Genomic DNA, 14,950 nt, shown 5'->3' with positions numbered 1-14,950 from the left:
CATGGCCAGAACGCGTGGACGGGGCAGCCGTAACAGTCGTGGCCTCAAATCCGAAATCAATATTGTTCCGCTGCTGGACGTGCTGCTGGTGCTGTTGCTGATCTTTATGGCAACCGCACCGATCATCACCCAGAGCGTGGAGGTTGACCTGCCGGATGCGACAGAGTCGAAAACCGTCAGCACCAATGACGATCCTCCGGTCATTATTGAGGTTTCCGGTGTCGGACAATACAGCGTGGTGGTGGAAAAAGATCGCATGGATCAGCTACCGCCAGAGCAAGTGATTGCAGAAGCGCAGCGTCGCCTGCAATCAAATCCGAAAACCGTTTTCTTGATCGGTGGCGCAAAAGAAGTGCCTTACGATGAAATCATTAAAGCGCTAAACCTGTTACACAGCGCGGGTGTTAAATCGGTTGGCTTGATGACGCAGCCTATCTGATCACCGGCTTAACAGGCGGCAGTTTTTGGGAACCGAGAGTGTCAAAGGCAACCGAACAAAACGACAAACTTAAACGAGCGATAATCATTTCGGCGGTGTTGCATGTGATTCTGGTTGCACTGCTGATCTGGAGTTCGTTTGATGAAAATATTGATGCTTCTGCGGGTGGCGGCGGCGGTTCTTCTATTGATGCGGTAATGGTCGATCCCGGTGCCGTTGTCCAGAATTACAACCGTCAGCAGCAGCAACAGGCCAGCGCAAAGCGTGCGCAAGAGCAACGTGACAAGCAGGCCCAGCAGCAGGCAGAAGAACTGCGTGAAAAACAGGCTGCCGAGCAGGAGCGCTTAAAACAGCTTGAGCAGGAACGTTTGCAGGCGCAAGAAGCTGCCCGTGAGCAGGCCGCAGAACAGAAAAAAGCAGAAGACGCCGCGAAGAAAGCGCAGGAAGCGCAAAAACAGGCGGAAGAAGCTGCAGCAAAAGCCGCTGCTGATGCAAAAGCGAAAGCGGATGCACAGGCAAAAGAAGCCGCGGAAGCCGCGAAGAAAGCGGCGGCAGATGCACAGAAAAAAGCAGAAGCCGATGCAGCTAAAGCGGCGGCTGATGCGAAGAAAAAAGCCGAAGCTGAAGCGGCCAAAGCTGCAGCCGATGCTCAGAAGAAAGCCGAAGCCGAAGCCGCGAAGAAAGCTCAGCAGGATGCTGAGAAGAAAGCGGCTGCGGACGCTGCGAAAAAAGCCGCAGCAGAGAAGGCCGCCGCTGAAAAAGCCGCGGCTGCCGAGAAGGCAGCGGCAGAGAAAGCCGCCGCTGAAAAAGCCGCTGCTGCTGAGAAGGCCGCTGCAGATAAGAAAGCCGCTGCTGAGAAGGCTGCTGCCGACAAGAAAGCCGCTGCCGAGAAAGCTGCTGCAGCCAAGAAAGCGGCTGCAGAGAAAGCGGCTGCCGCGTCAGGCGTTGACGATCTGCTGGGCGACCTGAGTTCCGGTAAGAATGCGCCGAAAACAGGTGGTGGTGCAAAAGGGGCTAATGCCGCCGCCGGGAGTGGTAACACGAAAAATAATGGTGCGTCCGGGGCTGATATCAGCAACTATGCGGGTATGATCAAATCGGCCATTGAGAGCAAGTTTTATATGGATCCGTCCTTTACTGGCAAGGTTTGTACGTTACGTATAAAACTTGGCCCTGATGGTACGCTGAAAGACATTCAGTCTGAAGGTGGGGATCCTGCGCTTTGTCAGGCTGCACTGGCAGCGGCACGCCAGGCAAAAATTCCTAAGCCACCAAGCCAGGCGGTTTACGAAGTGTTTAAAAATGCGCCACTGGACTTTAAACCTTAGTAACGTTTTTCTCATGTAAAAGAGAAAATACGAGCTAAGTTGTACCAGTGTGTGAAGTAGTTTTGTCTATTTGAGTTTGTTAACATTCTGCTAAATTATCGCGGGTTTTCCGCCCGGATAAGGGAGATGAGATGAAGCAGGCATTACGTGTAGCGTTTGGTTTTCTGATGCTGTGGGCAGCGGTGCTGCACGCAGAAGTACGTATCGAGATCACCCAGGGGGTGGACTCGGCACGCCCAATCGGTGTTGTGCCCTTCCAGTGGGCAGGCCCTGGCGGCGCGCCTGAGGATATCGGCAATATCGTGGCGTCGGATCTGCGTAACAGCGGTAAATTCAATCCTCTGGATCGTTCTCGTCTGCCTCAGCAGCCGGCGACGGCCCAGGAAGTTCAGCCCGCAGCATGGTCTGCGCTGGGTATTGATGCCGTCGTTGTGGGCCAGGTCAGCCCGAACCCGGATGGCACCTATAAAGTGGCTTACCAGTTGGTCGACACCGGCGGTGCGCCGGGTACCGTACTGGCACAGAACTCCTTCAACGTCAGCAAACAGTGGCTGCGCTATGGCGCGCACACTGCCAGTGACGATGTGTTCCAGAAACTGACCGGCATTAAAGGTGCATTCCGCACCCGTATCGCGTATGTCGTGCAGAGCAGTGGCGGCCAGTTCCCGTACGAACTGCGCGTCTCAGACTACGATGGTTTCAACACTGCCGTTGTTCACCGCTCTTCGCAGCCGCTGATGTCTCCGGCGTGGTCGCCAGATGCCTCTAAACTGGCGTATGTGACCTTCGAAAGTGGTCGTTCTGCGCTGGTGATTCAGGATCTGTCCAGCACCGCGATTCGTCAGGTTGCGTCTTTCCCGCGTCACAACGGTGCGCCGGCGTTCTCTCCGGATGGTTCTAAAATTGCCTTTGCGCTGTCAAAAACCGGTAGCCTGAACATCTATGTGATGGATCTGGGGTCTGGTCAAATCCGTCAGGTCACCGACGGTCGCAGCAACAACACTGAACCCACCTGGTTCCCGGATAGCCAGAATCTGGCGTTTACTTCCGACCAGGCAGGTCGTCCACAGGTTTATAAAATTAACGTTAACGGCGGCGCTGCGCAGCGTATCACCTGGCAGGGTTCACAAAACCAGGATGCTGACGTAAGTTCTGACGGTAAGTTTATGGTAATGGTGAGCTCCGATGGCGGTCAGCAGCACATTGCCAAGCAGGATCTGGTAGCGGGTGGCGTGCAGGTTTTATCGTCAACGTTCCTGGATGAATCGCCGAGTCTGGCACCTAACGGCACGATGGTAATCTACAGCTCTTCTCAGGGGATGGGATCCGTGCTGAATCTGGTTTCTACAGATGGGCGTTTCAAAGCGCGTATTCCGGCGTCTGATGGACAGGTGAAATCCCCTGCCTGGTCGCCGTATCTGTCTAAATAATAATTGGTAATTAAAGGAATTAACGAAATGCAACTGAACAAAGTGCTGAAAGGCCTGATGCTGGTTCTGCCGATCATGGCAATCGCGGCCTGTTCTTCTAAAAAAGCAACCAACGACCAGAATGGCGAAGGTATGCTGGGTGCGGGCACTGGTATGAACGGCAACGGTAACATGTCTTCTGAAGAGCAAGCTCGTCTGCAGATGCAGCAGCTGCAGCAGAACAACATCGTCTACTTCGATCTGGACAAGTATGACATCCGTTCTGATTTCGCTGCGATGCTGGACGCGCACGCTAACTTCCTGCGTAGCAACCCGTCTTACAAAGTCACCGTAGAAGGTCACGCGGACGAACGTGGTACTCCGGAATACAACATCTCCCTGGGCGAACGTCGTGCTAACGCCGTTAAAATGTACCTGCAGGGTAAAGGTGTTACCGCTGACCAGATCTCCATCGTTTCTTACGGTAAAGAAAAACCTGCAGTACTGGGTCATGACGAAGCGGCTTACGCTAAAAACCGTCGTGCCGTACTGGTTTACTAAGAGAATTGCATGAGCAGTAACCTCAGACATCATTTATTGAGTCTGTCGTTACTGGTTGGCATAGCGGCCCCCTGGGCCGCTAATGCTCAAGCGCCAATCAGTAGTGTCGGCTCAGGCTCGGTCGAAGACCGTGTCACTCAACTCGAGCGTATTTCTAATGCTCACAGCCAGCTTTTAACTCAACTCCAGCAACAACTCGCTGATAACCAGGCGGATATTGACACCCTGCGTGGCCAAATTCAGGAAAGTCAGTACCAGCTTAATCAGGTTGTTGAACGTCAGCAGCAAATTCAGCAGCAGATCGGTAGTCTGAGTAACGGCGGTGCGGCAGGTCAAACGCAGCAGGCTTCGGGCGATCAGGGTGGGGCAGCGGCACAGGCAGCGCCTGACGAAGCGGCAACCTCTGGCGCACCGGTACAAAGCGGTGATGCCAATACCGATTACAATGCTGCGATTGCCCTGGTACAGGATAAATCTCGCCAGGATGACGCGATTGCCGCATTCCAGAACTTTGTTAAAAAATACCCTGATTCAACCTATGTTCCGAATGCCAACTATTGGCTTGGGCAGTTGAATTACAACAAGGGTAAAAAGGATGATGCGGCGTTCTATTTTGCCTCCGTGGTGAAAAATTACCCAAAATCACCGAAAGCACCAGATGCGATGTTTAAAGTCGGCGTGATCATGCAAGACAAAGGTGACACGGCGAAGGCGAAAGCCGTTTACCAGCAGGTGGTCGCGAAGTATCCGGGTACTGAAGGTGCAAAACAGGCACAGAAACGTCTCGGTTCTATGTGATGAATAGCACATGACCAGAAATCGCTTTTTTTCTGGTCTTGTCGCGTGAATCATAAGCAGTCAGGTGATCTTCCTCGAAATTCTTGTTGCGCTGCGTTCTTAAATCAGTAATATATGCCGCCGTTGCCACGGGATATCAAACAAACCAAAAGCAACGCAAAAGTGGGTCGTTAGCTCAGTTGGTAGAGCAGTTGACTTTTAATCAATTGGTCGCAGGTTCGAATCCTGCACGACCCACCAATCTTTCTGGTGGAAAGCGGTAGTTAAACGTGAAGGATAACGTTGCGTCAGCAACGGCCCGTAGGGCGAGGCGAAGCCGAGTCATCCTGCACGACCCACCACTAAGTCAGTATCCAGCGTAGTATCGGGTGATTAGCTCAGCTGGGAGAGCACCTCCCTTACAAGGAGGGGGTCGGCGGTTCGATCCCGTCATCACCCACCACTCGGGTCGTTAGCTCAGTTGGTAGAGCAGTTGACTTTTAATCAATTGGTCGCAGGTTCGAATCCTGCACGACCCACCAATTTAACGCTTTACTCCAGTGTTAAACGTGAAGGATCTCGTTGCGTTAGCAACGGCCGAATGGCGATGCAAAGCCGAGTCATCCTGCACGATCCACAGCTTTATGTGGTTCCGAGTAAAAATCTTTCAGATGACACCCGTATGGGTCGTTAGCTCAGTTGGTAGAGCAGTTGACTTTTAATCAATTGGTCGCAGGTTCGAATCCTGCACGACCCACCAATTCCAAGGTGGTCACTGGTAGAGAACGTGAAGGATAACGTTGCGTCAGCAACGGCCCGTAGGGCGAGGCGAAGCCGAGTCATCCTGTACGCCCCACCACTCTGAATGATTAAAGCAGTAAAATCCCGCAAGGGGTCGTTAGCTCAGTTGGTAGAGCAGTTGACTTTTAATCAATTGGTCGCAGGTTCGAATCCTGCACGACCCACCAATGTAAAAAAGCGCCCTAAAGGCGCTTTTTTGCTATCTGCAATATACAAGATTCGAGCCTGCTGCAGGTTCGGGTCGAACGCAGTGAGACAACGGAGCCGCCTGCGGCGACGACCCGGAGGGCGAGGCGAAGCCGAGTTATCCTGCACGACCCACCAAATTTTATGTGGCATCCTGTTATCAGGATGTGCAGGATAACGGAGTCGTTTACGACGACGGCCCGAAGGGCGAGGCGAAGCCGAGTCATCCTGCACGACCCACCAATGTAAAAATGGCGCTGGCGGCGCTTTTTTGCTATCTGCAATGCGCCCATTCATCGCTTTCCCTTGCACTTCATCACCCATCCGTTCATTTCTTGTGACTTTTACCCCTTAATCCGCTATCTTGTTTAGTATATAAAACACATTCGCCTTACCTTTGCCGCGCTGTCGTAAAAGAAAGGCATTTTGTTAAGCCAGTAAAACGAGTAAGCATGATGAGCGTAATGTTCGATCCGCAAGCCGCAATCTATCCTTTTCCCCCTAAGCCTCTCCCGCTGAGCCGTGATGAAAAAGAATTTTATCGGGAAAAAATCAAACGCCTGTTAAAAGAGCGTGATGCCGTGATGGTTGCGCACTACTACACGGACCCGGAAATTCAGCAACTGGCGGAAGAGACGGGTGGCTGTATTTCTGACTCACTTGAGATGGCGCGCTTTGGAGCTAAACATCCGGCCTCAACGCTGCTGGTAGCTGGCGTGCGCTTTATGGGTGAAACCGCCAAAATCCTCAGTCCCGAAAAAACCATCCTTATGCCGACACTCAACGCCGAGTGTTCGCTGGATTTGGGCTGTCCGATTGAGGAGTTCAGCGCTTTTTGCGATGCGCATCCTGACCGTACCGTTGTGGTGTACGCCAACACCTCAGCGGCAGTGAAAGCCCGTGCTGACTGGGTTGTGACATCCAGTATTGCCGTTGAGTTGATTGAACATCTGGATAGCCTCGGCGAGAAAATCATCTGGGCGCCTGACCGCCATCTCGGCAGCTACGTACAGAAACAAACGGGTGCGGATGTACTGTGTTGGCAAGGGGCCTGCATCGTACATGACGAATTTAAAACACAGGCGCTGACTCGCATGAAGGCGCTTTATCCGGATGCCGCCATCCTGGTGCACCCGGAATCTCCGGATTCTGTGGTCAAACTGGCCGACGCGGTCGGTTCCACCAGCCAGTTGATCAATGCCGCAAAAACACTTCCACATAAGCAACTGATTGTCGCCACTGACCGCGGTATCTTTTATAAAATGCAGCAGGCGGTGCCAGAGAAAGAGTTACTTGAGGCGCCGACCGCCGGGGAGGGAGCAACCTGCCGTAGCTGTGCTCACTGCCCGTGGATGGCAATGAATGGTCTGAAGGCCATTGCCGAAGGGTTGGAGAACGGCGGCGCGGCGCACGAGATCCATGTCGACGCCGCGCTGCGTGAAGGCGCTTTGTTGCCACTGAACCGTATGTTGGATTTTGCGGCTACACTACGTTCTTAATGAGGAAAAATGCGTAGGAATACGCTCTGGGGAAAAGATGGATTTTTTTAGCACACAGAATATCTTGGTACATATCCCGATCGGCGCCGGAGGCTACGATCTTTCATGGATTGAAGCAGTAGGGACGGTGGCGGGACTGTTATGCATCTGGCTCGCCAGCCTGGAAAAAATCAGTAATTACGCATTTGGCTTAATCAACGTAACGCTGTTTGCCATTATCTTCTTCCAGATCCAGCTCTACGCCAGCCTGTTGCTTCAGCTGTTTTTCTTTGCCGCCAATATCTACGGCTGGTACGCCTGGTCGCGGCAAACAACCGCCAACGAGGCAGTTCTGCAAATCCGCTGGTTGCCTTTACCCAAGGCTTTAGCCTGGCTGGTTGTCTGCGCGCTTGCTATCGGTTTTATGACCTTCTTTATCGATCCGGTCTTTGCGGTGCTCACGCGCGTGGCGGTCTCGATGATGCAGACGGTGGGGCTGAATGTGGCGATGCCCGAACTGCAGCCAGACGCCTTCCCGTTCTGGGATTCCTGCATGATGGTACTTTCCATCGTCGCCATGGTTTTGATGACGCGGAAATATGTCGAGAACTGGCTGCTGTGGGTCATTATCAATGTCATCAGCGTGGTGATTTTTGCCCTGCAAGGCGTCTGGGCCATGTCGCTGGAATATATGATTCTGACCTTTATCGCACTCAACGGTAGCCGGATGTGGATAAATAGCGCCCGTGAGCGCGGCTCTCACGCGTTCTCGAACTAATGATGGTGTGAATGGCTGTGGTCTGGCTGCGTCTCGCTGAGATGGCAGTCAGGCCCGCTACAGGGCTGGTACTCCATCTGAATGGTGACATGCTCAATCTGATAGTGATGCACCAGAAAATGTTCAATTTGCCGCAGTAGTCCGTCGTGATCGTGCGGTGGAATAACCTGGACATGTAACGTCATCAGCGCTTTTTCTCCCACCAGCCAGACATGCACATGATGGACATCGCGCACTTCGCTAATGGCCCGCCGCAGATGCCGTTTCAGGGCGTTGATATCCAGTGAAGTGGGCGCTCCCTCCAGCAATTCATTGACGCTTTCACGCAAGAGTGCCCACGCGCTGCGTAATACCAGCACCGAGACCAGTATGGAAAGTATCGGGTCGGCGGGTGTCCAGCCGGTAAACATAATGATCAGCGCAGCGGCAATGGCGCCCACGGAGCCCAGCAGATCGCCAAGAACATGCAGGGCTGCCGCCCGGACATTCAAATTCCGTTCTTCATTACCACGATGCAGCAGCCAGAATGCCAGGATATTCGCCAGCAATCCCATGACGGCAATCACCATCATTGTCATACCTGCCACGGGTTGAGGATGGTAAAAGCGCTGAATGGCTTCCCAGACGATAAAAAAAGTAATCAATACAAGCGCAATGGCATTAACAAAGGCAGCCAGCGTGGTCAGACGAAGCCAGCCAAAAGTGCGTCGGGGTCCTGAAGGGCGGTGGGCAAAATGCACTGCCAGCAGGGCAAAAAAGAGTGCAGCAGCATCCGTCAGCATATGCCCGGCATCGGCCAGTAACGCCAGTGAGCCTGAAACCAGTCCCCCCACCACCTCGACCAACATGAACAATGCTGTGACGCTAAAGGCCAGAAGTAATCGCCGCGCATTGGCGTCAGCAGGGAGATGAGAGTGAGAGTGTGAATGCGCCATAATGAGCCGTCCCGTGTAATTGGCGTTAGCAGCGTCTTACATCATTGCAGATCTTTTGCTAATCAGCAGAAAAAATTGAGGAGAGCCGAAGCTCTCCCCATTGTGGCCGCAGACTATTTTTACTGCGTTGTGCCGTCGGTTTTGGTATCTGTGTCATTGTTAATACCGTTACCGGTCTGAACTTTCTTATTGATATCCGGGCACTTACCGTCTTTACACTGAGAGTTTTTATGGATCTCATCTTTTGTCATGTGCTGAGTACCGACATGAGAGTTGGTGTGTTTCTCCGTGTTCAGTTTCATGCCTGAAGAATCAGAACCATTTGTTGAGGTATTTGGCGCAAGGTTCTCTTTCGCATCCGGCGCTGTCTGTCCCGCGCTGGCGGCGGCGTTTGCCTGACCATTATTGTTTTGAGAGGTAGAATCCGCAGCGAATGCCGCACCGCTTGCCAGGGTCAGAGTTGTCGTTAAGAAAAGTGTCGCTAATTTATTCATTTTCATCATGATGCTCCTGTTCTGGTCATTGTTTACCGATACGAATCATCGGCCTGACATGCGCGAACGAACTATCACGCTCAGTAGTGAAACATGTTATATACTGCCGATTAAGGCAGAATATAATCTTGAAAAATAAATCAAACTAAGTATTAACACTTAAAAAGTGTAGCGTCGTTATCGCTATTCGCTACTTTCTGACGGTTTTTAGGGGAATTCCAGGAATTTTCTGCCCGAACTGTAAATTCGCGTTTACACTACCTGACTGACAAGTTAGATTGGAGAGATTGCATTCATTAAAATAAGTATGGCAACGCTGGAACGATCATGAATTATCAGAACGACGATTTACGCATTAAAGAGATTAACGAGTTATTACCTCCTGTCGCGCTTCTTGAGAAGTTTCCTGCTACCGAAACTGCGGCCAAAACGGTCTCTCATGCCCGCAAAGCGATTCACAAAATTTTGAAAGGCAATGACGATCGCCTGCTGGTGGTGATTGGCCCGTGCTCTATTCACGATCCGGCTGCGGCCAAGGAGTACGCAGCGCGTCTGCTGACGCTGCGTGAAGAGCTCCAGGGTGAGCTGGAGATCGTGATGCGCGTTTACTTTGAAAAACCGCGCACCACCGTCGGCTGGAAAGGGCTCATCAACGATCCGCACATGGATAACAGCTTCCAAATCAACGATGGCCTGCGTATTGCGCGTAAGTTATTGCTGGATATCAATGACAGCGGATTACCGGCTGCCGGTGAATTCCTTGACATGATCACCCCGCAGTACGTTGCCGACCTGATGAGCTGGGGCGCTATTGGCGCGCGTACCACTGAATCCCAGGTTCACCGTGAGCTGGCCTCTGGCCTTTCTTGCCCGGTGGGATTCAAAAACGGCACTGACGGCACCATCAAAGTCGCCATTGACGCGATCAATGCGGCGGGAGCGCCACACTGCTTCCTCTCCGTGACCAAATGGGGTCACTCCGCGATTGTTAACACCAGCGGGAATGGCGACTGCCATATCATTCTGCGCGGTGGTAAAGAGCCGAACTACAGTGCAAAACATGTAGCAGAAGTGAAAGTGGGGCTGGAAAAAGCCGGTCTGCCTGCACAGGTGATGATTGATTTCAGCCATGCGAACTCCAGTAAGCAGTTCAAAAAGCAGATGGAAGTGGGGGCAGATGTCTGTCAGCAGATTGCTGGCGGCGAGAAAGCAATTATCGGCGTGATGATTGAAAGCCACCTGGTGGAAGGCAATCAGAGTCTCGAAAGTGGCGAACCGCTGGTCTATGGCAAGAGCGTGACCGATGCCTGCATTGGGTGGGAAGATACCGACACGGTCCTCCGTCAACTAGCGGCAGCAGTAAAAGCGCGTCGCCAGTAACTACACTTCATCCTTAAGCCTGTCTCTTTATTGGCTGCACTCAGAAACCCCGGTCACAGAGTTATCTATGCTCTCGGGGATTTCTTTCTTTGCCGCTCCGGCACAGCCTCAAATGATGTTGTGTATTGGCGCCACAAAGAAAAAAAGCGTGGATTGCTCCACGCTTTTTTTATGCTTTGCGAAAATTACTTCGCTTTACCCTGGTTGGCAACGGCAGCCGCTTTTGCAGCGATCTCGTCGGCGTTCCCCAGGTAGTAGTGTTTGATAGGCTTGAAGTTTTCGTCGAACTCATACACCAGTGGCACACCAGTCGGGATGTTCAGTTCGAGGATTTCGTCTTCACCCATGTTATCCAGGTATTTCACCAGCGCGCGCAGGGAGTTGCCGTGTGCGGCGATGATGACGCGCTCACCGCTTTTCAGGCGCGGCAGAATGGTTTCGTTCCAGTACGGCACAACGCGTTCGATAGTCAGCGCCAGGCTCTCGGTAGTCGGCAGCTCTTTCTCGGTCAGTTTTGCATAACGCGGATCGTGGCCCGGGAAACGCTCATCATCTTTCGTCAGCTCCGGTGGCGTAACAGCAAAGCCGCGACGCCACTGTTTAACCTGCTCGTCACCGTATTTCTCAGCGGTTTCTGCTTTGTTCAGACCCTGCAGCGCACCGTAGTGACGCTCATTCAGTTTCCAGGATTTCTCTACCGGCAGCCAGGCCTGATCCAGTTCGTCCAGCACATTCCACAGGGTGTGGATGGCACGTTTCAGCACAGAGGTATACGCAAAGTCGAAGCTGAAGCCTTCATCCTTTAGCAGTTTACCTGCTGCTTTGGCTTCGCTAACGCCTTTCTCGGACAGATCAACGTCGTACCAACCGGTGAAGCGGTTTTCATTGTTCCACTGGCTTTCGCCGTGACGAACCAGAACCAGTTTAGTAACAGCCATACACTTACTCCTTCATAAGCCTGATTGAATGATAACAATTCTCATTATATTGCCCTGTAATGACCAGCAGCAACGATTACCCTTAACCATAGCGAAAATAGTGGCCCAGTGTAAGGTGCTTGTGAATTAGTGGTTACCATTTTGTCGATGAGTGGCCGATATTTCAGCGAAATGGGCAAAAAAAACCCTCCGCGTGGAGGGTTGGTTATCAGGCGGGAATAAAGTGATATTCCGTCAGGCTGACATATTCATCACCGGGTTGCAGAATGCAGCTATCGTGAGGGTAGTCCGGGCGGTTCGGGCTGTCGGGTAAAAACTCGCTTTCCAGCGCCAGACCCTGCCACGCACTGTAGGCCGTATTGCCGCGTGCGGGTGTCCCTTCAAGGAAATTCCCGGAGTAAAACTGTAGCGCCGGGGCTGAGGTATAAACAGACATTTGCAGCTTATTGTCCGCCGACCAGACGTGTGCGGCAGGCTGGCTGGCATCGCCTTTGGCCTGCAGCAAAAACGCATGATCGTAACCTTTTACCACGCGCTGATCGTCATCGCTTAAGAAATCCTGTGCCAGCGTTTTCGGCTGGCGGAAATCAAAGCTGGTCTGCGCCACGTTTTTCAGATCGCCCACCGGGATGCCCATGCTGTCGACCGGTAGATAAGCATCCGCCAGCAATTGCAGCCTGTGGCTGCGCACGTCGCTCTGATCGCCGTTAAGGTTGAAGTAGGCGTGGTTGGTCAGATTCACCGGGCAAGGCTTATCCGTGGTCGCGCGATACTCAATAGCGAGGCGGTTATCTTCGCCAAGACGATAAAGCACGCTGGCGTTTACTTTACCAGGAAAACCCTGGTCGCCATCAGGCGAGGTTAATGAAAGCAGCGCTTCACTGTCATTTTGTCGCTCAATCCGCCAGCGGCGCTTATCAAACCCTTCCGGGCCGCCGTGCAACTGGTTTTCACCCTGACTTGGCACGAGCGTATAAGTTTCCCCGTCGAGGATAAACTGGCTTTTGGCGATACGGTTCGCGTAGCGCCCCACCGAGGCGCCCAGAAAGGCGTTCTGGTGGATATAGTGTTCGGGGGTGGCACAACCGAGCAGCGCTTCACGCACTGAACCATCGGAAAGCGGGACCCGTGCCGACAGCAACGTTGCGCCCCAGTCCATGACGGTGACCACCATCCCTGCGCTGTTGCGCAGGGTAATCAGACGGAAGGGCAGTCCATCTGGCGCTGCCCCGGAAGATTCATTTAGCACTGTCCCGCTCCCTGTGAAGGTTTGCACACGTAAAAGGTTTCTTTAATGCCGGTTTTAGCTTCGTACTGTGCCGCAACGGCCTCTTTCACCGCAGGCACCAGCGCTTCCGGCACCAGCGCGACCACGCAGCCGCCAAATCCGCCGCCGGTCATGCGCACGCCGCCTTTATCGCCGATGGTGTTTTTCACGATCTCCACCAGAGTGTCGATGTGCGGTACGGTGATTTCGAAATCATCACGCATGGAGGCATGGGATTCCGCCATCAGGACGCCCATACGCTGCAGGTCGCCTTTTTCCAGCGCGCTGGCGGCTTCCACGGTACGCGCATTCTCGGTCAGCACATGGCGGACGCGGCGGGCAACCACCGGATCCAGTTCGTGCGCGACGGCGTTGAACTGATCGATATTCACGTCACGCAGCGCTTTTTGCTGGAAGAAACGCGCGCCGGTTTCGCACTGCTCACGACGGGTGTTGTACTCGCTGCCCACCAGGGTGCGTTTAAAATTACTGTTAATGATGACGATGGAGACGCCCTCCGGCATGGAGACCGCCCTGCTGCCCAGCGAGCGGCAGTCGATCAGCAGCGCGCTGCCTTTTTTACCCAGCGCCGAGATAAGCTGGTCCATAATGCCGCAGTTACAGCCGACAAACTGGTTTTCCGCTTCCTGGCCGTTCAGGGCGATTTGCGTGCCGTCCAGCGGCAGGTGGTACAACTGCTGGAACACGGTGCCGACCGCCACTTCCAGCGAGGCGGACGAGCTCAGGCCCGCGCCCTGCGGCACGTTACCGCTGATCACCAGATCCGCCCCGCCAAAGCTGTTGTCACGCTTTTGCAGATGTTTCACCACGCCACGCACATAGTCTGACCACTGCTGTGAAGGGTGGGTCACAATGGGGGTGTCGAGTGAGAATTCATCCTGCTGGTTGTCGTAATCGGCGGCGATAACGCGCACGGTACGATCCTGACGCGGTGAACAACTGATCACGGTCTGGTAATCGATGGCACAGGGCAGCACAAACCCGTCGTTATAATCGGTATGTTCGCCGATCAGGTTTACGCGCCCCGGCGCCTGGATGGTATGGGTGGCAGGGTAGCCAAATTTTTCAGCAAACAGGGACTGTGTTTTCTCTTTCAGACTCATGGTTAAACTCCGGATTCGCGGAAATGAATATCGCTGACCGCGCGCAGACGTTCGGCCGCCTGTTCTGCCGTCAGGTCACGCTGCGTCTCAGCCAGCATTTCATAACCGACCATAAACTTACGTACCGTGGCGGAGCGTAATAACGGCGGGTAAAAATGCGCGTGCAACTGCCAGTGGCTCTGATCCTGCTGGGTGAAGGGGGCCCCGTGCCAGCCCATCGAGTAGGGGAAGGAGCACTGAAACAGGTTGTCGTAGCGGCTGGTCAGTTGCTTAAGGGCCAGCGCCAGGTCGCCACGCTGCGCGTCGGTTAAGTCGGTGATCCGCAGGATATGCGCTTTGGGTAACAGCAGCGTTTCAAACGGCCAGGCCGCCCAGTAGGGCACCACGGCCAGCCAGTGTTCGGTCTCAACGACGGTGCGGCTGCCGTCCTGGCGCTCGCGTTCAGCGTAATCCACCAGCATGGGGGAGCCGTACTGGCGGAAATAGGCGTTCTGCAGACGGTCTTCGCGTTCGGCTTCATTGGGCAGAAAGCTGTTGGCCCACACCTGTCCATGCGGGTGCGGGTTCGAGCAGCCCATGGCCGCGCCTTTGTTCTCAAAAACCTGAACCCACGGGTAAGTGCGGCCCAGATCGGCGGTCTGTTCCTGCCAGGTTTTCACCACCGCTTCCAGCGCGCTCAGGCTCAGTTCCGGCAGGGTTTTGCTGTGATCCGGCGAGAAGCAGATAACGCGGCTGGTGCCGCGCGCGCTCTGGCTGCGCATCAGCGGATCGCTGCTTTGCGGCGCATCCGGCGTGTCGGTCATCAGTGCCGCAAAGTCATTGGTGAAGACATAGGTGCCGGGGTAATCGGGGTTTTTATCGCCGGTGACGCGCGTGTTCCCCGGACACAAAAAGCAGTCGGGATCGTGGGCCGGCAGGGTCTGTTTCGCCGGGGTTTCCTGAGCCCCCTGCCAGGGGCGTTTGGCGCGGTGCGGCGACACCAGAACCCATTGATCGGTCAGCGGGTTGTAACGGCGATGCGGATGATCGACCGGATTAAATTGCTGCGTCATAAC

The 14,950-nt window shown here is 53.8% G+C and carries 14 protein-coding genes, 5 tRNA genes and 1 other RNA gene; 14 read left to right on the top strand and 6 right to left on the bottom strand.

The genetic code is table 11. From position 1 onward, the window contains the following. Position 1: 1 nt before the first annotated feature. The 13 genes from tolR to pnuC all read left to right on the top strand — a co-directional run bounded on the left by tolR (position 2) and on the right by pnuC (position 7,757). Positions 2–439 (top strand): colicin uptake protein TolR, encoded by a 438-nt coding sequence (gene tolR / locus C5523_RS19325; RefSeq protein WP_041852068.1) that lies wholly within the window; start codon positions 2–4, stop codon positions 437–439. Positions 440–477: 38 nt separating this feature from the next. Continuing rightward, positions 478–1,767 (top strand): cell envelope integrity protein TolA, encoded by a 1,290-nt coding sequence (tolA, locus tag C5523_RS19320; RefSeq protein ID WP_108701788.1) that lies wholly within the window; start codon positions 478–480, stop codon positions 1,765–1,767. A gap of 131 nt (positions 1,768–1,898) precedes the next feature. Continuing rightward, the gene (gene tolB / locus C5523_RS19315; protein ID WP_041852066.1) at positions 1,899–3,197 is read left to right on the top strand and encodes a Tol-Pal system beta propeller repeat protein TolB; all 1,299 of its coding nucleotides are present in this window, start codon (positions 1,899–1,901) and stop codon (positions 3,195–3,197) included. Between the two features lie 27 nt (positions 3,198–3,224). Beyond that, complete coding sequence (gene pal / locus C5523_RS19310; RefSeq protein ID WP_041852065.1) at positions 3,225–3,737, top strand: peptidoglycan-associated lipoprotein Pal; 513 nt, start codon at positions 3,225–3,227, stop codon at positions 3,735–3,737. Positions 3,738–3,746: 9 nt separating this feature from the next. Next, positions 3,747–4,535, top strand: a complete 789-nt coding sequence (cpoB, locus tag C5523_RS19305; RefSeq protein ID WP_041852064.1) for a cell division protein CpoB — start codon at positions 3,747–3,749, stop codon at positions 4,533–4,535. A 164-nt stretch (positions 4,536–4,699) separates the two neighbouring features. After that, positions 4,700–4,775 (top strand) — tRNA-Lys (locus C5523_RS19300). 126 nt (positions 4,776–4,901) lie between these two features. Continuing rightward, positions 4,902–4,977 (top strand) — tRNA-Val (locus C5523_RS19295). A 3-nt stretch (positions 4,978–4,980) separates the two neighbouring features. Next, positions 4,981–5,056: transfer RNA gene (locus C5523_RS19290), tRNA-Lys, on the top strand. A 142-nt stretch (positions 5,057–5,198) separates the two neighbouring features. After that, positions 5,199–5,274: transfer RNA gene (locus C5523_RS19285), tRNA-Lys, on the top strand. A gap of 132 nt (positions 5,275–5,406) precedes the next feature. Then, a tRNA-Lys gene (locus C5523_RS19280) sits at positions 5,407–5,482 on the top strand. A 29-nt stretch (positions 5,483–5,511) separates the two neighbouring features. Further along, positions 5,512–5,639: non-coding RNA, RtT sRNA (locus C5523_RS19275), on the top strand. Positions 5,640–5,956: 317 nt separating this feature from the next. Beyond that, positions 5,957–7,000: a quinolinate synthase NadA gene (nadA, locus tag C5523_RS19270; protein WP_041852063.1), complete on the top strand. Its 1,044-nt coding sequence runs from the start codon at positions 5,957–5,959 to the stop codon at positions 6,998–7,000. 37 nt (positions 7,001–7,037) lie between these two features. Next, the gene (gene pnuC, locus C5523_RS19265) at positions 7,038–7,757 is read left to right on the top strand and encodes a nicotinamide riboside transporter PnuC (protein ID WP_041852062.1); all 720 of its coding nucleotides are present in this window, start codon (positions 7,038–7,040) and stop codon (positions 7,755–7,757) included. Here the strand turns inward: pnuC and zitB are convergent. After that, on the bottom strand, positions 7,754–8,692 hold the full coding sequence (gene zitB, locus C5523_RS19260; protein ID WP_041852061.1) for a CDF family zinc transporter ZitB: 939 nt from the start codon (positions 8,690–8,692) through the stop codon (positions 7,754–7,756). The genes pnuC and zitB overlap by 4 nt on opposite strands. Before the next feature lie 119 nt (positions 8,693–8,811). Then, on the bottom strand, positions 8,812–9,192 hold the full coding sequence (locus tag C5523_RS19255) for a protein YbgS (protein ID WP_041852060.1): 381 nt from the start codon (positions 9,190–9,192) through the stop codon (positions 8,812–8,814). A 321-nt stretch (positions 9,193–9,513) separates the two neighbouring features. On the opposite strand from C5523_RS19255, the gene aroG reads away from it, so the two are divergent. Then, the gene (aroG, locus tag C5523_RS19250) at positions 9,514–10,566 is read left to right on the top strand and encodes a 3-deoxy-7-phosphoheptulonate synthase AroG (RefSeq protein WP_041852059.1); all 1,053 of its coding nucleotides are present in this window, start codon (positions 9,514–9,516) and stop codon (positions 10,564–10,566) included. A 185-nt stretch (positions 10,567–10,751) separates the two neighbouring features. On the opposite strand, the gene gpmA is transcribed toward aroG, so the two are convergent. The 4 genes from gpmA to galT form a co-directional block, all read right to left on the bottom strand. Beyond that, positions 10,752–11,504, bottom strand: coding sequence for a 2,3-diphosphoglycerate-dependent phosphoglycerate mutase (gene gpmA / locus C5523_RS19245; protein WP_041852058.1), 753 nt, complete (start codon positions 11,502–11,504; stop codon positions 10,752–10,754). Between the two features lie 208 nt (positions 11,505–11,712). Further along, positions 11,713–12,753 carry a galactose-1-epimerase gene (galM, locus tag C5523_RS19235; protein ID WP_071194385.1) on the bottom strand — a complete coding sequence of 347 codons (1,041 nt, stop codon included), beginning with the start codon at positions 12,751–12,753 and terminating at the stop codon, positions 11,713–11,715. Beyond that, a complete protein-coding gene (gene galK / locus C5523_RS19230) occupies positions 12,747–13,895 on the bottom strand; it encodes a galactokinase (RefSeq protein WP_103245808.1) in 1,149 nt (382 codons plus the stop codon). Before galK ends, galM begins: the two co-directional genes overlap by 7 nt. Positions 13,896–13,897: 2 nt before the next feature. Continuing rightward, positions 13,898–14,947 carry a galactose-1-phosphate uridylyltransferase gene (galT, locus tag C5523_RS19225; protein WP_103245807.1) on the bottom strand — a complete coding sequence of 350 codons (1,050 nt, stop codon included), beginning with the start codon at positions 14,945–14,947 and terminating at the stop codon, positions 13,898–13,900. Positions 14,948–14,950: the final 3 nt, after the last annotated feature.

Origin of the sequence: Phytobacter sp. SCO41 (assembly GCF_003073275.1) — a bacterium.
In the GTDB taxonomy this organism is placed as follows: Bacteria; Pseudomonadota; Gammaproteobacteria; order Enterobacterales; family Enterobacteriaceae; genus Phytobacter; species Phytobacter diazotrophicus.
Note: the sequence above shows the minus strand (reverse complement) of the source record. Positions and strands in the feature narration are given on the sequence as shown.